Raw genomic sequence first — 21,778 nt, 5'->3', positions numbered from 1 at the left:
GTGGCCGGACCCGAAGACCCGGCCACCGGCAGAAGAGACGACCACCTCAACGTGACCACCACACTCCCCATCGACGCCCACGTCCACCTCGACATCCACCCCACCCATCCCAGCGCCGTGACCGCCGCCCTGACCGGCACCCAGGCCCACATCGCCCACCTGAGCCTGGAGGCAGCCGACTGGACCGTCGTCGCCGACAACGTCCTGGTCCTGGTCCGCATCGACCACGAGGAGCCCTACTGGGCCCAGGACGCAGCCAAGCACCTGACCGCCGAAGGCATCACCGCCGAGATCACCCCTCGCCTCCAGGAGGCCATGGACGAGGAATGGACCTGGGCCAACTACCCGATGCCCTGGTGCACCCGCAGCGAAATCCGAGAGGTCTCCAACGAGGCCCAGAAGATCCATGACGACATCCGCCACGGCCAGCTCCTCATCCACGCCCACGCCCACGACGGCCACACCACCGTCGCCGTCGGCACCTACCTCGGCCGCAACGGCAAATCCGTCTACCTCCACGGCGAGGACCACCTGCGGCAAGTCGCAGACACCTTCGACTCACCCGCCCAAGCCCTGCTCGCCTTCGAGAAGGTTCACGCTGCAGACATGCGCCCCGGCCCAGCACCCCTGACCGACACCGAACGCGCCGCCGCCGAAGCCCGCACCCCGCTCGCCCTCACCGCAGCCAAGCCCGAACCGGCCCGCCCGGAGCCCGAGACAGTTGCGGCCTACCTGGCCGATGCCGGCAACCACGACGCCCTCCTCGACACCTTCCTCACCGCACACGGCGAATGGGAGAAGTGGCGCACCTGGTCAGACGAGACCACCCACGCGATCCACGAATCGCAGACCCTGCGCATCGAGCGGATCCACGAAGCCCACCCCCGCGAAACCGCCTGGACCGTGGCCGCGTACGAGACGCCAGTGTCCGACCGCATGTGGCACCTGACCGCCACGGGCACTGCCCCCGCCCCCATCCTCCAGGCACTGCTGAACCACCTCGCCGACGGTGACGGATGGGACACCGCCCTGGGGAGCCCCGTTGACGAGAAGACCGTCACCGCTGCCACGAGACCCCTCGCTGACGCCGGATGGAAACACACCGTGGACGGACGCTGGCTCCGCTGGACGAACGCCTCCCAGGATGCCGGTGTCCAATTCGACGCCTTCGCCGCCCAGCAACCGAACAGCCCCCTCGCCACCTGGACCATCTGGGCCGGCCCCACCATCGACCAGCCCACCTGGACGATCCACGCCTCCCCCTACACACCCGCCCCCATGATCGCCGACCTGGCCGAGGAACTCGCACACGGCACCGGCACGCGGCAGTTCAGCCCCAGCGTCCAGCGGCAGCCTCCGCGTCTCACCGCTACCGCACCGGCCATCGCGACGACCGTCGCCAGACCTCAGGCGAACCGAAGTCGCTGACCAGCACACTCACGCGCGCGAACAGCTGTGTGGCCCTGCGGACGGGGGATGCCGCAGGGCCACACTCGCACCGTACCGCGCCTGTCCGTTTCACCGGGGCTTACTCTCGCTGAATGCCGATGAGGCCCCCGCCATAGGCAACCAGCGCGGGGGCGCTTGTGGATTCACTCTGCAGAGCGCTCTCGCCTTGGCTTGTGGCCCCTAAGGTCCAAGCAGTGGTCGCGGGCGGCAAGGGAGCCCAAGTGAAACGTGAACGGGCAACGGAGATGCTCCACAAGATGCTCGACAATCTGGACGCAGGCAGTCGCCCCCTCGACCTCGTAGACGAGGTCTATGTCTTCGGTTCCTACGCCCGAGGCGCGCTGCAGCCAGGCGACCTCGACGTGGCCGTGATCCACCGGACCGACGCCGAATTCACCGAACACGTCGTCGGCGCCCGCATGTACGGGCGGGATCCGATGGCGGGCATGAAGCGCGCGCTCAAAGGCAGCAAGCGCGGCTTCCAATTCCAGTTCAACCAGAACGACCGCCTCCCCGAAGGCTCCGAGCCACAACTGCTGTGGAAACGCGGCGACACCCGCGCCACCGCAGAAGAACGGCTGCAGGCCATGAAGGCGGCCCCGGACGCCGGCCGGGCGCCCCGCGACGCCATGATCGAGCAGTTCGACGGACTCGACCGGTGGATTCCCCTCCCCATACGCGTCCGGCTAGTGGAACTGCTCGACACCGGCGCGATCGAGATCAGCCGCATCGCCCTCACGGCCGCCGACCCCACCGACCCGGCCGCCGTAGCCGCCCTGGGGCGCCGATGGAAGACGGACAGCCCACTGCATCGCGCAGCCGCTGCCGCCGTGCGCTATACGGAGGACTCCGGCATGTCCCCGCCGTCCGTATGGGTGCAGGGACAGCCACTCGACCACCGCCGCGACCAGTACAGCGCCGACGCCCTGTGGATCAACCTCGGCTGGTACCACTTCGACCAGCTCGTCTTCCGGCTTCGTGAGGGCGCACAAAGTCTGGAGGTCGTGCGCCCCACACGGACGCAGCCTCTTCACGCCCTCCACATCACCGTGCGCGACATCGCAGCCCTGGCCCCGTTGTAGCATCCCCGCCAGCCGGAACGACGACGAAAATTGGCGTCGCTCAGGGGACAGATCGGGGCCCGAGCAGCGCGACGAGGCCCGGCAACCGTCACAGGTTGCCGGGCCTCCACGCACTCGTCAGTCAACGAGGTAGTGGGCTTCAACGTAGGCGACGGTGGAGCCGTACGGTTCGCCCACCGGCTTCAGCATGTACCGGCGGAAGACTGCGGCGGTTGCACGGCGGACGCCGCGGTTGCGGGCCTCGGCGTTGTCCCATGACTGGGCGAGGGTGCGCTTGACCACCTGGTCGATCTCCTCGGCCAGGTTTTGCTCCGTGACGGTGAGGCCGGGCGGCGCGTGGTCGTGGATGATCCGTGACAGGACACCTACGTGGTCGTCGTCCAGTACGACGGCTTCGTCTGGGTGCTTCTCGGCGTTCACGATGGCACGGGCGACCCGGAGTGCTTCGGCCAGGAACTCCAGGGCGTCCTGGGCGTTCTGGATGATCCGGTCCCGCAGTTGCCTGATCCGCTCTGCCAGGGCGGTGTACTTCGCGGACCCCGGTTCGACGCCTTTCTCAAGGGCGGCCTTGATGTGGTCCAGGATCTCCGCCGCAGACGGCGGCCTCTTGTCCTCGCTGTCGTCCTTGTCGGGCTTGGGACGGACGAGGGCCAGCAGCTCCTTGAGGATCGTGATGCCCTGGGCATCCAGGACGAGGGCTTCTTCCTGGGAGGCGGCCACCGAGAAGGAGTGGACGTGGGCGTTGATTATCTCCAGGACCATCGGCCCCAGCTCGCCCAGTCGCTCCTTCCTTTCCTCGTCGGAAGACTTCTTGAACAGGGTCGTGTACGCAGACCCGAAGAGAGCGAACCCGTCCTGGTACTTGGCGACCCGCTTGTCCGTGGTGATGAGTGGGTACAGGCGGGCCAGAAGCCGGTAGTTCTTGCTGAAGACCTCGGCGGCGTCAGGGTTGGCGTCCAGGAAGCCGTTGATGGCACGTACGGACTCGTATCCGTGTGCCGTGAGGTCGAGGCCGTCCACATCTGCGAGGAGGTCTTCGATGCGGGCGAAGGTGGTGCGGAACTCGGCGACCAGGTCGGTCAGGTCGGTGACGAACCCGCCGCCCTTGCCGGCGGACCCCTCCGAGGTGGGGTCGACGACGGCACGCTGGACTTCTTCGGCCAGGCTGATGTAGTCCACGACCACGCCGGTGGTCTTCACGAATCCGGCCGGGGAGATCCAGGTGCGGTTCGGGCGGGTGATCGTCTGGAACAGGTTGTGAGCCTTCATTGGCTTGTCCAGGTAGAGGACGCCCTCGTTGGGGGCGTCGAACCCAGTCATCAGCTTGGCCGTCACGACCAGGAAGCACAGTGGGTCATCGGGAGTGAGGAATCGCCGCTTCTGGTCCTCCTCGTCGACCTCGGAGAGCCGGTAGGGCCGCATGGCCGCTTCCTCGGTCTTGGCGTCCGAGACGTGGATATTCACCTCTGCGGTGATCCGATCGTGCTTGCCGACCTCGGCGAGTACCTGCGACGCCTCGTAGCCGGCCAGCAGCTCGTTGATCTTGTCCGTGTATGCCACGGCCAGCTCACGGTTGTAGGCGACGACCTGCGCCTTGAGGCCGTTGCGATAGGTGCCGGCCAGGTAGTGGTCCACGATGTCCTGGCAGACCGTGTGGATGCGTTCGGGGTTGGCGAACACTGAGGTGAGGCGCCCGAACTTGCGGGACAAGGTTTCCCGGTCGGGGTCGTCGAGATCGAATTCGTCGGCGAACTGGTCGAACTCGGCCTGTAGGGCCCGGTCGTTCATCTCGAAGGTGACCGGGTGTGGGTCCAGCATGACCGGGACGGTTGCCTCGTCCTGAAGGGACCGGGACACCGAATACCGGTGCAGCACCCTGTTCGGGTCGGTCTCCTCACCGAAGAGGGCGAAGGTGTTGGTGGCGAGGTTCCTGACGGGTGTGCCGGTCATGCCGAAGAACTTCGCGTGCGGCAACGCTGCGCGCATCTGCCCCGCCAGGGACTCTTCCTCGGATGACTGCGTGCGGTGTGCCTCATCGACCAGCACGATGATGTTGCGGCGGGTCGACAGGTTCTTGCCGGCGTCGGCGAACTTGTGGACGGTCGTGGAGATGACGCCGCGCACATCGTCTGCCAGCAGCGAGCGCAACTCCTTGCTGGTGGAAGGTTGATGGAAGTAGGCGTCTCCCATCGCGGAGGTGAATACCCCGGAGGTTTGCCGCACGAGCTGGGTTCGGTCCGAGAGCAGGATGATCGTGGGCGACTCGGTGCGGGTGTCAGCCAGTAGCAGCGAAGCTGCGAACACCATCAGCAGCGTCTTCCCGCTGCCTTGGTGGTGCCAGACCAGACCTTTCTTGCCGTCGGCCAGGACCCGCCTGTGGATCAGATGGGCGGCCTCCATCTGTGGGTAGCGGGGCAGGTACTTCTTGTCCGGCCCGCCTCCAGAGGTGTCGAAGAGGGTGAAGTTGGCGAGCATGTCCAGGACCGTGCCTGGGTTGAGCAGCAGCTCGACGGAGCGCTGCACGTCGGCCTGCCCGGACAGGTTCTCGTCGTCGTCAGTGGATCGGAACGGCTGCCACAGGTTCAGGGGCGCACCAGCGGCACCGAACCGCAGCTTCAGCCCGTCGGAGGCGACAGCGAAGACATTGGGGGTGAAGAACCATGGATATTCGGTGGCGTACACGTCGTTGATCTCGCGTGCGGCGTCGGCCCACCCGGACTTAGCGGTCGGTGACTTCACCTCTACGACAACGAGGGGCAGGCCATTGGCCCAGTACACGAGATCGAACCGGCGGGGTGTCTTGCCGGGGATGGTTATGGTCACCTCGTCCGACACGACCAGGGTGTTGGTGGTCGGGTGCTCGAAATCGATGACCTTCAAGGCGTGCCACACGCCGTCGGCGCCCCGGAACTCCTTGTGCCCGCGCAGCAGTTCCAGTACCTGCTCGTTGGCTCGCACCAGCCCGCCATCGACGGCGTTGACCGTAGCGATAATCTCCTCGACCACGGCGTCCACGTCGAACCCGTCGATCACCTCAGGGTTGAGCCGGACGATGGCGTCCCGCAGCTCGCCAGCGAGCACCGTTTGTGTCGTCTCACGCGGCAGCGACCTGCCCGCTATGAAGCCCCACCCCATCGGAAGGGACCACTGGATCATCGAGTTCTGAAACTCACGCTCTCGAATGCCCTTGGCCACTGCTCAGACCCCCAACTTGGCAGACTCGATGTCGATGCTGCCGTCCAGTAGCCCCGACAGTAGCCCGGCCCGGACTTCACGGAGGCGGGCGGACTCTGCGCGGGTCGCCGCAACGACCTCGCTCATCGAGTCGAGTTCTGTCGCGATGCGCTCCTGGTCGGCGACGTTCGGGAGACGCACTAGCATCTGGACCGCCCGCCTGGACCCGATGTGCTTGATGTTGGTTCCGCCAGCGACGTCACGGAATTGCCCGGACTCGTACGCCCACAGGCACCAGTGCTTGACGAACGCCGGAATGCTGACGCCTTGGATGGCGCGATAGCGAAGCAGGGTGTTCTGGAAGCAGACCGGAGCTGGGAGCTCGTCCCGCCACATGGCTGGCATTCCCACTGCGGTCTCGCTCGCGCTCCCCTCAGAAACGAGGACGTCCCCGTACCGGAGCCCGAAGGTCTCACGCTCGCTCGGGTTGAAGTCCATCTCAAGTACATCGGAGAGGTCTAGGGTTCCATAGCCGACGTTGGCAGACCGTAGGTAGAAAGTCATGTGCGGGCCGGTGGCGCGTTGCGGTGAGCGCTGGCGTCCCATCGTGATGCTAAATGCCTTGTCCGCGCGGACTTCATCGGCTGAACTGTCGGTCATCGAGTCAGCGCGAAGGCGGCGAAGAACGTCTCGAAGCGCATCCGCCTCCACGTCGAGTGCAGTGACCTGGTCGTCCACCGCATCAAGCACGTCGACGATCCGCGCTTGTACCTCGCGAGGTGGGATCGGGAGTTGGATCTGCAAGAGCTGCTCTGGGTTGAGACGCTTGCGGCGTTGAACCGTCCCGCTCACTCGGTTCTTCATTTCCGCCCAAAGTCGCGGTGAGCGGCAGACGTGCCTCATCCAGTCAGGCATCAATTCGGGGCCAAGCGAGAACGTCGGGAACTCGTTGCTGACGACGAATCCGTCGAACTCGGCAGGTACTACGGTGATCGGGCCTTCCCATGCCGTCAGTTTTCGCATCACGACCTGGCCAACGCGCAGCACATTCATTGCCGCGTACTCGGTATCTGCGCCGTAAAGTTCGCCTTTATCGACAACTCCCTTTCCTGCATTCAGGACCCCGGCTAGGCGGTAGGTAGTTGTAGGCTTCACCGGTGTGCGCTGGATGTCGAGGCGCATTACCTCCCCGAGCGGACGAAGCGGATAACCGTCACTCATCGAAACTCTCGATCCCTGCGACGGAAGGGCTTCCTTGAGCCGCACAGGAGTCTCCAGGTCAGCGAAGGTGGCCTGCTGCCAGTCACTCATCGAAGCCCTCGATCCCTGCGGCAGAGAGGACCGTGAGCATGCGCTGCTCGGTCTTTTGGCGCTCGGCCCGGGCGATGTTGTAGGCGTCGATGAGGGTGCCTAGGTCCTCCTGCTCGGCGGCGGCCCGCTTGATGTAGCGGCCGATGTTGAGGTCGTACCCGTTCGCCACGATCTCCGAGATGGAGACAAACCGCGCCGAGAGGCCAGCCTCTCCGACATCGCCTGAGCCCGAGTGGTAGGCCGCCACGATGTCGGCGATGTCTGCGTCAGTGAGGAGGTGGCGGTTCTTGGCTTTGGTAAACCGTGTAGAGGCGTCGATGAACAACACGCCGCCCTGCCGCTCCGAGGTCTTGGTGCCGCGGGCGCGGAATACGAGGATGCAGGTCGGGATCGTCGTGTTGTAAAAGAGGTTCGACGGCAGCCCGATCACGGCCTCCAGGAGGTCACCGTCCAGGACGCGCCGGCGGATAGCTGCCTCCTGGCCAACTCGGAAGAGGACGCCGTGCGGCAGGACGACGCCAGCACGGCCTTTCTTCCGATCCATGCTGGCGATCATGTGCTGCACGAATGCCCAGTCCGCCGACGACTGTGGGGCGACCCCTCCGATGGCGCGCGGGTCGTTGGTCCAGGGCTTCCACTTCAGGCTGTAGGGCGGATTGGCGACAATCACATCGAATTGCTTGACGGACCCGTCCGGGTTCTTAAAGCGCGGGTCCCTCAGGGTGTCGCCGACCTCGACCTTGAACTCGGTCAGGTTGTGCATGAAGAGGTTCATGCGGGCCACACCTGCGGTATCCGTTACCGCCTCTTGCCCGTTCAGGCTGAGTGTGTACCCCCGCCCGCCGTGGGCCTTCAGTAGGTTCGCGGCGGCAATGAGCATGCCGCCTGACCCGCAGGTCGGGTCGTACACCGACTCGTGGTTCTTAGGGTCCAGCAGTTCGATGATCAGCTCGACGACCTCGCGCGGCGTGAAGAACTGGCCAGCGCGGGTACCGGACCCGTCCGAGAACCGCTTGAGCAGGTATTCGTACGCTCCCCCGAGCACGTCGTGGGACATGTTGCCCTCGTGCATCTTGGGGACGCGGTTCATCGTCCGCATGACCGACGCCAGCACCTCCCCTGGAAGCACCGCTTCGGAGGTCCAGGTCATGGACCCGAAAATTCGGGAGAACTTGTCAGGGTTGGCCGACTCGATGGCCTGGAGGGAAGCGCGAACCCGCTGGCCGAGGCCGTGCTGGGCGACGGTGGCGAGGATGGATGACCAAGAGGCGCGGCTCTCGGCGACGGTACCGGGGAAGATGAAGGGGATCTTGAACGTCTGGTAGTTGCTGTACTCGACCTCGTCGGCTTCCTCGGCTGAGAGGTCGAGGTCCTCGTTCTCCTTGAGGAAGGTCTGGTGGGTGTGCTCCCAGGTATCCGACAGGTACTTCCAGAACATCAGAGGGAAGACGACCGAGGAGTACTGCGCTTCGGGCATCGCCACACGCAGCTCGTCGGCGGCGTCCCACAACCGGTTCTCGATCTCCTGCTGGGTCACTGCCATCAGTCGGGGGTGTCCTTGCTCGTCAAAAGGTGGCGACCCGAAGGCCGTGAAAACCTGCTGATCACCCTATTTAGGGCGGACCCTGCATGTACACACCAGGCTTGGCCTGCCGGGTGAGCACACGCGGAGCGTCGCACTCCCTGCGCGGGAGACTCACAGACGATATCCGCCTCCCCAGAACCACGAAAAACGGCAAACAGCGCAGCCATCGGGACGCATCTTGCGGTGACCTCGCGGGCGTATGCGCGCAGGTAGCCGACGGCACCCTGCACCACTCCGTCGCCGCTGGGAGCTGCGCCCGCCGAACCTCATCGCTCGAGAGCTGCCGCGCCGGACCTCCCAGGAGCAGCCCGGTGGCTCGCTGCTCCTGCCTGATCAGTGCAACCCGAGCGAGGTACCGGGCGCTCCGATGTCATTTTCGGCTCGCGAGAGGCAGGGACCGTCATACGTAAGCTCATGGGGGCGACTCCGGAGACATCGGCAACGGTGCTGCGGCATATCCCACCACGCACCACTGACAGCGCGGGCCGCGAGCGTTCCCGGAGACAAAGGCAGAGCGAGAGATCCCCCCGTCGAAGAATCCCGCAGGCCGTAGCGCCGCTGCCCACAGTGCCGTCCGGCAGCGCCAGCCGACGATAATCGAAATCATGAGCGGATCAATCGCACAGACATTCGACTCCTGAGAGGCGTTGTCAGTGCGGTCAGGTATACCGGTCGGCTATGAGTGTTGCTCAGGAAGCGGCTGCGTCGGCCTCCGGCGGTACGCAGCCACCATCGGTTGACGGCGACTTTCCGGATGACCACCGCCCGGCTGCTGCGGTCCCTGCATCGAGGGACGCTGGCTCCGGCAGAGAAGGAAACCCACGGACCGCTCAGGACGACTACCTGCTGGTGGAGCTGCTGTGTGCCGCGTTGGCGAAAATCCGCCTCGAACGACAGCGGGCCGGCGTTCAAGCCCGCGGCACACGGTGAGCTTGACGGCCGAGTACACGTTGCCGCCGAAGGTCACGGCGATGGTCCGCCCCGCGTTCTCGTCGAAGACGATCGGGTTCCAGCAGTCGTTGCGCCACGCGTAGTCGTGGAACGGCAGGATGCCTTCGACCTTCATGGAGATGGTGTCGTTCTCGGCACCCTTGAACTGGTCAACACCCTGCTCCTGGAACAGGTTCGGGACCAACAGCTCCTGTTCGAGCATCCCGACAGCGGTGTTCACGAGCTTCCGGGGCTTTACGACCTGATGCTGCGTGATGGGCAACTGGACTACCCCTACAAGGGGTTGGCGCCGGGTTGGCGGGTGGATCGTTACCGGCTGAGCTGGCCGAGGTTTGTGAGGCTGTCGTAGCGTGATCGCCTCAAGCGACGAGAGATGCCTGACGGGGGTGCCTGGTGCAGACGCAAGGACATCAACCACGAACAAGGCCCAGTACGAGGCCCTCTGAGCCGAGGCAGGGAGCGGGACAGCCAAAGTGGGCATGGTGGGTGATCGGGATCGTGATTCCCGTCGTTGGGATTCTCGTGTCCGTATATCTCGCACTTGCCCCCTCGGACGATCAAGATTCAGCCGCGGGAAGGCCCTCGACGGGCGGAGGAGGCTCAGCGGATACCTCGGGGGCATCGCCCACGCCCCGCCAGGCGGCGTCGAAGATCATGTTCGGCCCTAAAGCCGTTGAGGTCGACGTGAACGGCAGCTATCTGGAGCTAGATACAAGGGCACCGCTCGTAGAGGGCGAAGCTCCGAAGGGCGTCGACATCCTCGTGAACACGGACGCGTCCGGGGCCATGGAGAACGCGAAGGTCTACGGCTACCTCGGCGGAACGGTTGCCCCGATCGCTGCGACTTCCGGGGCCGTTCAGGAAGCCGACTGCCTGCAAGCCGTACAGAGGAACGCCAGTGACTCGATGGACAATTTGCAACGAGGGCGCGGCATCTGCGTGGAAACAAGCGAAGGCCGGGTTGCCTTCCTGCGGGTAGCCTCGGCGCCTCCGAAGGGGCCTGTCACGTTTGACATGACCGTATGGGAGCTGCGGGGCTAGAAGCGCCTGGAGCGCCGCGCGAGCTTGCGTGGGTCCATCTCTCCGTCGTCCTCGTCGGACGGGTCGAGAGCACCGCCGAGGGTGGCTGGAGACCCCTGGGCGACAAGAGCCTGAAGGCCCTTCGCGTCGGCCTCCAACTCCTCGGGTGTCTTGCCACGCAGGCGACCCGCCAGGGCCTCGGGGAGATCGAACCTGCGGGCCACGGTGGACTCGAGGATCGAGCGCTCAAGGTCGGCGTTCTTGGCCTTCACGTCCGCGAGGGCGGCCTCGAACTCCTCCGGGCTCTTGGCCCCGGAGAGCTTCGTCTCGGCGTCCGCAGTCGAGTGCGGTTACGTCCAACTGGCATAGTCGGGGCAGGCCCGCCAGCATCTCCGGCAGTTCGGCGAGTGCGTTCTCCCGCAGGTCCAGGTGGCGTAGTTCGCGTAGGTCGGCTACAGACGGCGGCAAGCTCTCCAGCACGTTGCCCCTCAGCCAGAGTTCAGGAGGTTGCGGAGGCGGCCGATAGTGTCGGGCAGCGTGGCCAGCCGGTTGTGCTGTGCCCGGAGTTCGATCAGTTCGGCCATCCGGCCGACGGCCTCGGGCAGGGTGGCGAGAGCGTTCTCGCCGACGTTGAGGTAGCGCAGCCGCGTCAGGTTTCCCAGCGAGCCCGGGAGCTGGGACAGGTTGTGGTCGTGCAGGTAGAGACAGCCGCTGAGGCCGGTCAAGTCGCCGAGCTCGTCCGGGACAGACGTGAGGCTGTTGTGGCCGAGGTCCAGGGTGGTCAGCCGGTACAACTTCCCGATCTCGGCCGGGAGGGCGGTGAGTCCGGTGTCCGCAAGGATCAGCACGTTCAGCTTGGTGTGTTGCCAGACCGACTCGGGTACTTCTCCGAGCTGTTGGCACCACAGATTCAACACGTGCTGCACAGCCTGGTCCTTTTCGATGCTGATCCGGACTTATTCCAGTCGAAACAGCCCTCGGGCCAGCGGCGAGCCCGTGCACGTGCGTTGCTGTCACGCGCTCGCGTCTCGCAGCACGGAAGACAGCCCGTGGAAACGGTACCGCCTCGGAAGCCCGGGTCACCGACACGTTTACAGACCCCAACACCACCGTGTAGTTGGGGTGTTAGGTCACTGCACCCCTCGTGGCTTCAGGCGGGCTCGCTAGGCGTGCCGCGTTTGGCGCCGTCTGCCTCCCGCCCCTACGGTAACCCCAACATGTTGTGGTCATCATCGACTTGATGTCCACAGTTTGTGTATTCGTTTGCGCTCTACCCAGATTCGCAACTAAGGATGGGGATCATTCCATGGCCGAACGGTTCGGTGACAACACGACGCGAACGCGTAGCGGGGAGCACGCTGTCGAGCCGGCCCGGCAGCATCCTCTGCGGCGCATGCAGTCGACGACCCGGTCGTTCACTGTCCGCGAGGGCAAGGGGTACCTGACCGTCGCACGCACCGAGGACGGAGCCCCCGCCGAAGTGCTGATCCGTATGGCCAAGCAGGGCTCCACGCTCGCGGGCATGATGGACGCCTTCTCCTCGACCATCACCCAGGGCCTCCGGCATGGGGTTCCGCTCAGGGCGTTCGTCACCGACTACGTCGGAATGCGCTTCGAGCCCGCCGGCCTCACCAACGACCCAGAGGTCAAGCAGGCCAGTTCCGTCATGGACTACGTCGGCCGCCGTCTGGCCCTCGACTACCTGCCCTACGACCTCCGGGTGGAACTCAACGTCCTCACCACCGAAGAGCGGGCCACCAAGGAAGCCATCGACGGAGTCGGCGACGCCGTGTGGACCGACCTGGTGGGCCTGTCCATGTCCGCTCCCCTCGTGGCACGACCACGCCGTAGCTGACCCCTCAGCCTGGCCCGAATGCGGTCGTGGAACGGACGGACAGCGGACCAGGTCACCTGAGACCACAATCGAATCGGGTCAGACCGCTTGAGGCGGAAGCTGCTCTGTTCGGGCAAGAGCCACATGCGCTATGCGTGACGAGATACACCTGGAAACGGGATGGCAGCGCGCACCCCTGCGCGGGGGGGGCGGGCATCGGAACCGCCGGGTGGGTGACCTGAATCTCCGAAGATGTACGCGGGTCGGGTCAGCCCAGGACGAGGGGGCGCTCGGGCACGCCTCTGGCGAGTACCTCGGTTATGAGGTCGAGGAGACCAACGGGATAGATCGTCTCCGTGGTGTCCCTCAGCTCCTGAAGACTCCACCAGCGATGGGCCTGGATGTTGTCGGGCTGAGTGGCACGGGCGGGGTCGACATCCTTGGGCGCGAGTTGGGCGAGAAGGTACCGCTCGACCTGCCGGACTTCCCGCCCGCTGACTGCGTGATCCGTGCTGCGCTGGGCGAGCTGCGTGCCCAGTACGACGTACTTCTCGTCGACGCCGAGTTCTTCGCTCAGTTCGCGGAGCGCGGCGGCGGCGTGGTCCTCCCCTGCCTCCAGGGAACCGCCGGGGGTGGCCCAGTAGCCTCCGCCCTCGGGGTAGCGCAGCAGGAGGACCCGCTGGGCATCGTCAAGGGCGATGACGCGTGCGCCTTGCCGCAGGGGTGAGGTGGTCATGCCGCCCATTGTTGTGGTTCCGGCCCGTTCGACGAGGTGGCTCCGACCGAACGGTGTCCTGGTCTTATGCCTGAGGGTGACGAGTGCTTGGGCTGGGGGTAGTCAGACCGGCCGTATGGCGGATGGCAACGGCCGGCGCCGCCGCACAGACCGAGGCGGCTGCCCATCTCGGGATTCGGCACCTGCGTGCTTGCTACGGTCCCGCATATGACGCTGCCTGTGCCTCGTGCTGTTGATCTACGCCGAGAACCGCTTGACGGGGTGCTGGAGCGTGTGGAGCGGTCGCTGCAGGTATGTCTCGACCGGGAGACAGTGGTGCGCAAGCGCCGGACGGTCGGGGCACGGACGGACCGCAATACATGGGTGCGCATTGAGCGGCGTGGGTTCGACCGGATCGGCACCCAGGGGTGGAACGGCCCCGAATCGGCTGCTGTCCTGAGCGGGGTCGTCATGCCGCGGTGGTACACAGGGCTCGCTTGGCGCGAGCCGGGGAAGCCGGTGATGTGGCGGGCGGATGAGATGGAACTGGTCAATGCCGCGCCGGTCGGGCAAGCCGCTCTCGTGATCGAGGACCCTCGTCTCGCGGATGCGTGGTGGTCCGCGCTGAACGCCTCGCTGGACGCGCTCGCTGCCCAGTCCGCACCCCGCGTCGCCACGCCGGATACCGAAACCATCAGGCAGGAGCTGGTGACAGCTACCCTCGGGGAAGTCTTTCCCGAGGTGACCGACACCACGGTGGAGGAGTGGCTGCCGGCCCACGCCGACCTGACGTGGGCGAACGTCACCGGCCCGGAATTCTGCATGATCGACTGGGAAGACTGGGGCATGGCGCCACGAGGGCTGGACGCGGCAACGCTATGGGGCCACTCCCTCGCTGTCCCGGCCTTGGCGGAACGTGTGTGGAGCGAGCGTCGGCCGGACCTGGCCAGCAGGTCCGGTCGGCTGATGGCACTGTTCATGTGCGCGAAGATCGCAGGGCCACACGCGCGCCCCGAGGATCCACGGCTGGAGCCGGCCAGGAAAGAAGCCGCGCGGCTCATTTCTGAGCTTCACGACTACGGGCGACGGCCCTGCGGCAGCTGCCCGGACTGACCGTCATCCGGCCTCTGGCCAGCCGTCGAGTGAAAGGATCGGGCCGCCGTCCAGGTACCGCTGGACGGCGACCAGGGTGGTGTGTGTAAAGGGTTGGGGCAGGTCGTCCGGCGGCACCCAGGCGATGGTGTCGTGCTTGTGCGGCTCCGCGTTGTGGGGAGTACCGCTCCACTGGTCGGTGTGGAAGACCAGGGCCATGAACATCCCTGGGACCTCCGCCCCCCAGGAGCCGTGGACGATGTGGACCAGGCGTAGGTCCGCCTCGGCGGCCACGACGCCCGTCTCCTCCTTCAGTTCCCGTACCGCGGTCGCGGTGATCGGTTCACGGGGCTCGCCCTTGCCACTGGGGACGTCCCACTCGCCAGGCGCGAAATCCAAGTGCGCGCTCCGCCGCAGGATGAGGAGTCTGCCGCTGTCTGGATCCGTGACGAGAACAGCGGCGATGAGTCGCGTCGTCATCGGTTCGCTCTTCCACCGGGCCAGTGGCTGATTGGACTCAGTCAATCGCCTTTCTCCAAACGATCTCGGGGTGTGGGAGCGATACACCCGGCGCAGGGGATCGGTCAGTCTGCCGCAGAAGCCGTACGGTTCGCCTCGGGTTTTTCACCGCACTCGCGCTGGTCGAACTGGTGCACCTTCCCCGGCGCTTGGTGGGGCCGGCAGTTGCGGCACTGGTTCAGCACGCGTACGTCTTGCCCTTGCCACGGTCTGCTTCATGCTCAGTCCGCCAAGCTGGAGATCCTGTCGCCGCAAGGCGGCACTCCGACTCGGCTTCTTGCTGTACCGCGACCAGAAGGAACCCCCGCCATGATCGACGTCGTCAAGCGCAGCGCCCGCGCCATCCTCCTCGATGGTGACGACCTTGTCCTGATCCAGCGCACCAAGCCGGGCCGGGAGCCGTATTGGGTGACGGTCGGCGGTGGTGTGGAAGCCGACGACAGAACCATCGAGGCGGCCCTGCACCGCGAGGTGTACGAGGAACTCGGCGGCACAGTGGGCCGCGCTGAACTCGTCTACCTGATCACCGACGAACTCGACGACGGCATCGGCATCCAGCACATCTTCGCCGCAAACCTGGTGTCGATGGACCTGACCGCGCGGACCGGCACGGAGTTCAGTAAGCCAGAGCGAGGAGGCTACGAAGTGGTCCGGGTGCCGTTCACAGCGGAAGCCGTCGACGAACTTAACCTGATGCCACCACAGTTGGCTGAGTTCATCACCGCCAACGTGGACGCACTCGTCTCCGTGCTCGACACGCCGATCCGCGAGGCTTGAGACGGTCCCGTGTCCCCTGGTCTATCACGTCGTGCCGATGGCAAAGTTGATCGCTGAGGAGACGCCGCTGGCAACGTGGGTGGGCCGGTATGAGTCCTCGGGCCACGGCCTGCCGCCCGACACCCACACGCTTCGAAGACCGAGCCCGTTCGCGCCTCCGATGTCGGCACTCGGCGAATCGCCGATCATCCAGGCGCCGGAGAGGGGAACTCCGACGACTTCCGCCGCCGCGTGGAAGATCTCCGGGTCCGGCTTCCTATGACCAACGCGTTCGGAGATCACCCAGCCCTGTACGAGCCGTTCGAGCCCGGTATTGCGGATTTTCGCTTCTTGCTGCACGGTGCGGCCGTTGGTGACAATCACGCAGGTCCAGCCATCGGTGAGCGCCTTCGTGAGCGCCTCGCGGGTGGTCTTGGCCAAAACGACGCGATCAGCGGCGCCACGATCGAGAAGCGTTCGGATAGCGGTCTCAGGAAGCGCCGTCCCGTAGCGGTCCGCCATGGCCTCTGCGACAGCCGGTTTGGGTGTGTAGCCGCTCGCGTCGAGGGTCATCAGCCATTCGATGTCGGTTTCGGGCAGTGCATGCTCCGCCAGGAGTGCGGTGGCCGCGGCCCGGAAGGCGGCGTCGCGGTCTACCAATGTGTTGTCGAGATCCAGCATCAGCAACGGCATGACCGGCAGTAGACCACGAGCCATAACCTCCGGGCAGGTGGGTTTCCCGGCCGCGATCCGCGTGATCTCAAGATGAACCAACGTAGGCGGTCGCGCCCGGACTGGCCTTCGAACCGGACCGACGTCAGTGCGAGAGCCGGGCATCCACGAGTTGGCGCACGATGAGCACTCCGTCCCGGAGCCACTCGACGAGTTTGGCCGGAGCCTGCCTCCGGGCGCTTGGCCCTGCCCCGAGTACGACCTAGCCGACGCACCGTCGACTGACCCGCATCGGTCGGCGCGGTCAGTGACGGCTTCGGTCCTCTCCGGTCCCCCGATGGCTCAGGGACGGTGCGGACTGGCATTGCAGGCCGCCCGGCACCCGAAGCACCGCTGACGATTGCGGCGAGCTGATGACGGCTCGGGCAGGTGAACGCAGCCTGCTTCGAAGCGGGGCAACATAGCGCGGGATCGCCGGTTGGCCAAACCGGCGATCCCGCGCATCATTGATCGTCCACCGCCACTACCTGCCCCCTACGTCGGAAGGCACGATCGCCACCACATCCACAGCGGCCCAGTCCCGCACCCGATGACGTCACAGACGCGATGGGCGGTTACGCCGCCGCCCAGCTCGCGCGGAAGAGGTCCACAGCCCGCTCCACGTCCCGCTCGGAGCGCAACTGCACCTCCAGATCGCCCGTACCGTGGTGGCCGACCTCCGTCACATCCCGGGTGAAGCCGGGAATGAGGTCGACCTCTTTGGGGTCGGCCTTGAGGTAGACGAGGAGCTTGGTCTTCTGTGGCGGGCAGACGCACGCGAAGTTCCGCAGGCGCTGATACGCCCGGTACTGCTTGCGCTGCACCCGGCTGACGCCGTCCCCGAGGCCGAGCAGCACCTCATCGACCGCCTCAGCCAGCTTGGCCAGCGCCCCGCCCCGCGCGCGGACAGGCGGCAGCCCGGCCGCGCCCCGGCGCGGCTGTCTGAAGGTCGGCGTCCGGCCGGTGACAGAAGCCACGGTCTCAAGGCCGATCAGGTCCTTGCCGAAGAACCGATAGCGGACCAGGTCGATGCTGCGTCTGTGCTCGCGTACGGCGTGCGCGTCGTAGCGGGTGAAGTCGCCAGCGACACAGATCAGCCGGGGTGCGCTCCACAGCACCTGGGACGCGGCCGATACCCCGAGCCGGTCGCGGACCAGGTGCCGGAAGGCGTCCTTGTGCGCCATCAGCCACGCCATGTAATACAAGCCCTGATTGATGACCTGTTGACTGAACTACTGGCGGAGTTTCCGCAGGTCAGTGACCTTGTGGTGGGGGCGTCGTTGAGTCGGCCATGGAGGCATCGAGAGACCTGTCAGCCCTGTCCGTACCCCTGGTCGGGGAGCTGGTGGCCATGGATGATCCGTGGGATCCCTACCTGCTGATCAACCCGACCGGGGAACCGGTCGAGGGAGCTGGCGCCTTCTTGCGGGATCTGCAGGGAGCTGGTCGTTCGGCGGCGACGGCCCGTTCCTACGGGATGGATCTGCTGCGCTGGTTCCGCTTCTTGTGGGCTGTCGAGGTGTCGTGGGACCGGGCAAGTCGGATCGAGGCGAGGGACTTCTCCCGCTGGCTTCAGATCGCCGGCCAGCCGAGGCGTCCGCACTGGCGGCGCCCGAGCGAGGCTGGCCGATGGGCTGCGGGCGGGAAGCCGTACGCACCGTCGGTGCGAGCGCACAGCGAGACAGTGCTGCGCACCTTTTACGACTTCCACCGCGACAACGGCACCGGTCCGGTCCTCAACCCGTTCCCACTGGACCGATCACGGCATGGCCGACGAGCGCACGCCCATCGCAACCCGCTGGACCCGCCCCGCAACGAACGTAGTGGGCTCTACCGTCCGAGAGTGCCCACGCGAGTGCCCCGCAGTGTCCCTGATGAGGAGTTCAACGAGATCTTCGCCCGGCTCCCGTCGCACCGGGACCGGGCCCTTGTCGCCTTCTACATCTCCACCGGCGCCCGGGCCAGCGAGCTGCTCAGCACATGGCAGGCCGGCGTGGATCCGGGGCGTCAGCTGATCTCGGTGGTCCGCAAGGGCACCCGGGAAGTCCAGGAACTACCGGCCTCAACCGACGCGTTCGTCTGGCTGCGGCTCTACCAGGTGGAGATGGACGATGCGATCCCGCGCGGGCGGCGCCTCCCACTGTGGTGGACCCTGCGCTCACCGTCGAGACCGCTGACCTATCACGCGGTTCACCGCATGTTCGAGCGGGCGAACGCCAAGGCGGGGACCTCTGCGACGCTGCATGCGCTCCGGCACACTGCCGCCTACCGCATGGCCGAGGATCCCAGCCTGCCCCTCACCGATGTCCAATTCGTCCTCGGTCACGCCCAGTTGACCACGACACAGCTCTATCTCACGCCCCGCAAGGAGGTGGTGATCCGGCGATTGCTGGCCCACCACGCCGAACAGACGCGGCAGGCAGCCGCCCGCGTCGCACCGCCTCCCGCAGCCGACTACCGGCCGGAGAGCCTCGAGGTGCTGTTCGGAGCCGGTGCCCGATGACCACCACTTTGTCGGCACGCGCCGACCACGAACCGGCACCCGGAGTCACCCCTGGGCGCAACCGCGCACTGGCCGCCCAGCAGCGCTTCCCCGCCCGGACCGTTCCCGAGAGCTGGCCGGGCACCGAGCGCTCGCGCGTCGAGGCGGCCCGATTGCTGGCCCGTCCGCCCTACACGCTGAAGAACGCCGGCAGCGAACTGCACCACAAGCACGGCATCGTCATGGTGCTGGACTGGCTGGAGGACCAGCCCGGACAGACCTGGCAGGAACGGTGGCAGGCCAGCGGCATCGAACAGGTCGGCGCCGCCTGGCGGCCGGTGATCAAGCAGTGGCTTCACGAGCGCGGCCTGAAGGCGGCCTGGCGCATGCCGGTGGTGGGCCGGGCCCTGACCACGGTGATCAGTGCTGAGCTGCTGCGGCCGTCGGTGGACTGGCTGGCCGCCGGGGCCAGCCGTCAAGGAGTGCTGGTCCGCTCCATGGCACACAGCCGTGATCCCCGCGGATTCGAGCGCCTGCGGGAGCTGGGATCTCAAGCCCAGGGCGTGCGGCCGGGCGCCGTCAGCACGACGCTCTGCCGCAGCGCCCTCATCCTCGCGGCGAAGGGCGGCACGCTGGCCGACATCACCATCGGCGACGTCCTGGAACTCCTCGACACCCAAGCCGTGGTGCTCAAGCGGGCGATGGCGGGGACCGAGGTGTTCTACCGCCTGCTGCACCAGTTCGGAGCCCTCGGAGAAGACGCCCCGCCGAATCTGCGCGCGGTCCGCAACCTGGGACAGCGCACCCCAGAGGAGCTGATCGACCGCTACGGACTGATCTGCCGCCCCGTCAGGGATCTGCTGGTGGACTACCTGCGGGAACGCCAGCCCGCGCTGGACTACAGCAGCCTGAAGTCCCTCTCCTACCACCTCGGCAAGTGTTTCTGGCAGGACATCGAGCACCACCATCCCGGCGCCGCCAGCCTCCGCCTCGCCCCGGACGTCATCGCGCAGTGGAAGCAGAGGAATCGCACCAAGGACAAGACCGTCACCGCCCCGGACGGCCGACGCACGAGCACCAAGGTCGAGAGGCTCAATCACCGCGACACGCTCACCCAGGTGCGGGCCTTCTACCTCGATATCGCCCAGTGGGCATTGGAAGACCCCGGTCGGTGGGGCCCGTGGGTGGCACCGAGCCCCGTGCGGGCTGACGAGCTGGAGAACCGCAAGCACCAACGACGACGCAAGGCCAGGATGGACGCCCGCACCCGCGAGCGTCTGCCGGTCCTGCCCATCCTCGTCCGCTCGGTCGACCAGCGTCGCAGGGACGCGGCCGCGGTACTGGAAGCCGCCCGACACACCCGCCCTGGCAAGGTGTTCACCGCAGCCGGTCAACAACTCGTACGCGCGGTGGTTCCGCACGGAACGGCCGGCCGGATCTGGGCCGAGGATCCGGAGACCGGCAAACGCCGCGATCTGGGGCTTGAGGACGAGCGGGCCTTCTGGACCTGGGCCGCCGTCGAGGTCCTGCGAGCCACCGGCATCCGCATCGAAGAACTACTGGAACTGAGCCATCACAGCCTGGTCCAATACCGGCTGCCCACCACCGGTGAACTCGTCCCCCTCCTGCAGATCGTGCCGTCCAAGACCGATACCGAGCGGCTGCTGCTGGTCAGCCCCGAGCTCGCCGACGTCCTGAGCGCGACTATCTGCCGAGCCCGGGACACCACCGGCGCCGTTCCTCTGGTCCGTTCTTGGGACCGCCGCGAATGCGAGTGGCAGGCACCAGCCCCGTTGCTGTTCCAACGACGCATCTCCGGCGAGGACCGCGCATTCACCGACGAAACCGTCCGCACGATGCTGGACCAGGCCCTCATCGCGACGGGTCTGACCGATGCCACCGGCGAGCCACTGCGCTACACACCGCACGACTTCCGCCGACTGTTCATCACCGACGCCATCCTCAACGGACTGCCGCCACACATCGCCCAGGTCATTGCAGGCCACCAGGACATCAACGTCACCCTCGGCTACAAGGCCGTCTATCCCGAAGAGGCCATTCAGGCGCACATGGCCTTCCTCGCCCGCCGCCGATCTCTCCGTCCCAGCGAGGAATACCGCGTCCCCACCGATGATGAATGGCATGAATTCCTCGGCCACTTCGAGCGGCGCAAAGTCTCCATCGGCGCCTGCGGTCGCGCGTTCGGCACCCCCTGCATCCACGAACACGCCTGCGTCCGCTGCCCGATGCTCTGGCCCGACCCCGCCCAACGTGACCGGCTCGTCGAAATCCGAGACAACCTCCTCGCCCGCATCGCCGAGGCCGAACGCGAAGGATGGCTCGGCGAGGTGGAAGGGCTCCAGGTGAGCCTTACCGGAGCGGAGGGAAAACTCGCCCAACTCGACCAGCGCCCCGCCAACCGGAGCATCGTCGACCTCGGCATTCCCACGATCACCGCCCCCACCGTCCCACACCAACACAAGCCAGAGGGACGAAGGTAGTCACGGCTTCACGCCAATACCCGGACACCGACTGCAAGTTCAGAGAACACGCCGGCCGCGGTACCGCGCTTGAACTCCACGACCACCGGCGCCCCGTTCTCATCGAGCCCCAGCGAATCGATCCGGCCGCCGTCAGCACAGTCGATGACGTACTCGCTCGCCAGGAACCATACCCCCAGCATCGTCTCCATGTGCGCCTCGACGAGGCCCTGCACATCCGCCTCGACCTCGGCAAGACGCGGCGCGACCTCCGTCACGCCGCCATTCGTCGTGTGGAACAGCTTCAGGCCCGACACCTTCCCCTCCTCGGCTCAAAGATCGAGAACGCAGGAGAGGGGTAGATCTATTTCCGCGCGGGCGCACCGAACAGGTGAGGAGATCTGAGACGGTGACCACCTGGCCCAGTCGGGAACCCCTGCATCCCATCCGTCCCAGAGGTGCCCTCGTCCCACATACGTCCCACAAAACCCCTGACAGCGTGTCAGTGAGGAAGAAAGTGGCAGGTCAACGCACCTGCCGACGAGATGCGCCAGGCGCCTTCTAAGCACCTGGCGCTTCCAGTTCGGATTTTCCGGCACAAGTCGCTTGCAACGCTC

Annotated in this window: 17 protein-coding genes and 2 pseudogenes; 8 read left to right on the top strand and 11 right to left on the bottom strand. The window is 66.2% G+C overall.

Going from position 1 to position 21,778, the window contains the following annotated elements; genetic code table 11:
- The first annotated feature begins 51 nt into the window (after window positions 1-51).
- Together C6376_RS31670 and C6376_RS31665 are read left to right on the top strand one after the other, a co-directional pair.
- A complete protein-coding gene (locus C6376_RS31670; protein ID WP_107449310.1) occupies window positions 52-1,428 on the top strand; it encodes a DUF317 domain-containing protein in 1,377 nt (458 codons plus the stop codon).
- Between the two features lie 242 nt (window positions 1,429-1,670).
- Window positions 1,671-2,531: a nucleotidyltransferase domain-containing protein gene (locus C6376_RS31665; protein WP_159083321.1), complete on the top strand. Its 861-nt coding sequence runs from the start codon at window positions 1,671-1,673 to the stop codon at window positions 2,529-2,531.
- Window positions 2,532-2,648: 117 nt separating this feature from the next.
- Here C6376_RS31665 and C6376_RS31660 read toward each other — a convergent pair whose 3' ends face one another.
- The 4 genes from C6376_RS31660 to C6376_RS45710 form a co-directional block, all read right to left on the bottom strand.
- The gene (locus C6376_RS31660) at window positions 2,649-5,726 is read right to left on the bottom strand and encodes a type I restriction endonuclease subunit R (protein ID WP_107446514.1); all 3,078 of its coding nucleotides are present in this window, start codon (window positions 5,724-5,726) and stop codon (window positions 2,649-2,651) included.
- A gap of 3 nt (window positions 5,727-5,729) precedes the next feature.
- Window positions 5,730-7,016, bottom strand: coding sequence for a restriction endonuclease subunit S (locus tag C6376_RS45715; RefSeq protein WP_254076150.1), 1,287 nt, complete (start codon window positions 7,014-7,016; stop codon window positions 5,730-5,732).
- Complete coding sequence (locus C6376_RS31650; RefSeq protein WP_107446512.1) at window positions 7,009-8,559, bottom strand: type I restriction-modification system subunit M; 1,551 nt, start codon at window positions 8,557-8,559, stop codon at window positions 7,009-7,011. The genes C6376_RS45715 and C6376_RS31650 overlap by 8 nt, the downstream gene beginning before the upstream one ends.
- A gap of 718 nt (window positions 8,560-9,277) precedes the next feature.
- A complete protein-coding gene (locus C6376_RS45710) occupies window positions 9,278-9,814 on the bottom strand; it encodes a hypothetical protein (RefSeq protein WP_254076149.1) in 537 nt (178 codons plus the stop codon).
- Window positions 9,815-10,038: 224 nt separating this feature from the next.
- On the opposite strand from C6376_RS45710, the gene C6376_RS31640 reads away from it, so the two are divergent.
- Window positions 10,039-10,593 (top strand): hypothetical protein, encoded by a 555-nt coding sequence (locus C6376_RS31640; RefSeq protein ID WP_159083320.1) that lies wholly within the window; start codon window positions 10,039-10,041, stop codon window positions 10,591-10,593.
- Here C6376_RS31640 and C6376_RS31635 read toward each other — a convergent pair.
- On the bottom strand, window positions 10,590-10,844 hold the full coding sequence (locus C6376_RS31635) for a hypothetical protein (protein WP_107446510.1): 255 nt from the start codon (window positions 10,842-10,844) through the stop codon (window positions 10,590-10,592). The genes C6376_RS31640 and C6376_RS31635 overlap by 4 nt on opposite strands.
- 216 nt (window positions 10,845-11,060) lie before the next feature.
- A complete protein-coding gene (locus C6376_RS31630) occupies window positions 11,061-11,498 on the bottom strand; it encodes a leucine-rich repeat domain-containing protein (protein WP_367881063.1) in 438 nt (145 codons plus the stop codon).
- Window positions 11,499-11,965: 467 nt separating this feature from the next.
- Here C6376_RS31630 and C6376_RS31625 point away from each other — a divergent pair, with 467 nt between their 5' ends.
- Window positions 11,966-12,427: a ribonucleoside-diphosphate reductase gene (locus tag C6376_RS31625; protein WP_216825630.1), complete on the top strand. Its 462-nt coding sequence runs from the start codon at window positions 11,966-11,968 to the stop codon at window positions 12,425-12,427.
- Window positions 12,428-12,674: 247 nt separating this feature from the next.
- Here C6376_RS31625 and C6376_RS31620 read toward each other — a convergent pair whose 3' ends face one another.
- Window positions 12,675-13,142, bottom strand: coding sequence for an NUDIX hydrolase (locus C6376_RS31620; protein ID WP_107449309.1), 468 nt, complete (start codon window positions 13,140-13,142; stop codon window positions 12,675-12,677).
- Between the two features lie 207 nt (window positions 13,143-13,349).
- Here C6376_RS31620 and C6376_RS31615 point away from each other — a divergent pair, with 207 nt between their 5' ends.
- The gene (locus C6376_RS31615; protein WP_061334395.1) at window positions 13,350-14,234 is read left to right on the top strand and encodes a hypothetical protein; all 885 of its coding nucleotides are present in this window, start codon (window positions 13,350-13,352) and stop codon (window positions 14,232-14,234) included.
- 3 nt (window positions 14,235-14,237) lie between these two features.
- Here the strand turns inward: C6376_RS31615 and C6376_RS31610 are convergent, their stop codons facing one another.
- Window positions 14,238-14,693 (bottom strand): NUDIX domain-containing protein, encoded by a 456-nt coding sequence (locus C6376_RS31610; protein ID WP_107446509.1) that lies wholly within the window; start codon window positions 14,691-14,693, stop codon window positions 14,238-14,240.
- Window positions 14,694-15,041: 348 nt separating this feature from the next.
- On the opposite strand from C6376_RS31610, the gene C6376_RS31605 reads away from it, so the two are divergent.
- On the top strand, window positions 15,042-15,509 hold the full coding sequence (locus C6376_RS31605; protein ID WP_061334391.1) for an NUDIX domain-containing protein: 468 nt from the start codon (window positions 15,042-15,044) through the stop codon (window positions 15,507-15,509).
- A 24-nt stretch (window positions 15,510-15,533) separates the two neighbouring features.
- On the opposite strand, the gene C6376_RS31600 is transcribed toward C6376_RS31605, so the two are convergent.
- Both C6376_RS31600 and C6376_RS31595 read right to left on the bottom strand, forming a co-directional pair.
- Window positions 15,534-16,181, bottom strand: a complete 648-nt coding sequence (locus tag C6376_RS31600) for an HAD family hydrolase (RefSeq protein ID WP_107446508.1) — start codon at window positions 16,179-16,181, stop codon at window positions 15,534-15,536.
- A gap of 593 nt (window positions 16,182-16,774) precedes the next feature.
- Window positions 16,775-17,419 (bottom strand): annotated as a pseudogene (locus C6376_RS31595) (DUF5655 domain-containing protein); the annotation flags it as partial.
- Window positions 17,420-17,490: 71 nt separating this feature from the next.
- Between C6376_RS31595 and C6376_RS31590 the strand changes: the two are divergent.
- Window positions 17,491-18,702, top strand: a complete 1,212-nt coding sequence (locus tag C6376_RS31590) for a site-specific integrase (RefSeq protein ID WP_107446507.1) — start codon at window positions 17,491-17,493, stop codon at window positions 18,700-18,702.
- Complete coding sequence (locus C6376_RS31585; RefSeq protein WP_107446506.1) at window positions 18,699-21,182, top strand: site-specific integrase; 2,484 nt, start codon at window positions 18,699-18,701, stop codon at window positions 21,180-21,182. Before C6376_RS31590 ends, C6376_RS31585 begins: the two co-directional genes overlap by 4 nt.
- 38 nt (window positions 21,183-21,220) lie before the next feature.
- On the opposite strand, the pseudogene C6376_RS31580 reads toward C6376_RS31585, so the two are convergent.
- Window positions 21,221-21,478, bottom strand: a pseudogene (locus C6376_RS31580) (transporter); the annotation flags it as partial.
- Window positions 21,479-21,778: the final 300 nt, after the last annotated feature.

It is taken from the genome of Streptomyces sp. P3 (genome assembly GCF_003032475.1).
GTDB lineage: Bacteria > Actinomycetota > Actinomycetes > Streptomycetales > Streptomycetaceae > Streptomyces.
This window is presented reverse-complemented; position numbering and strand designations above follow the sequence as displayed.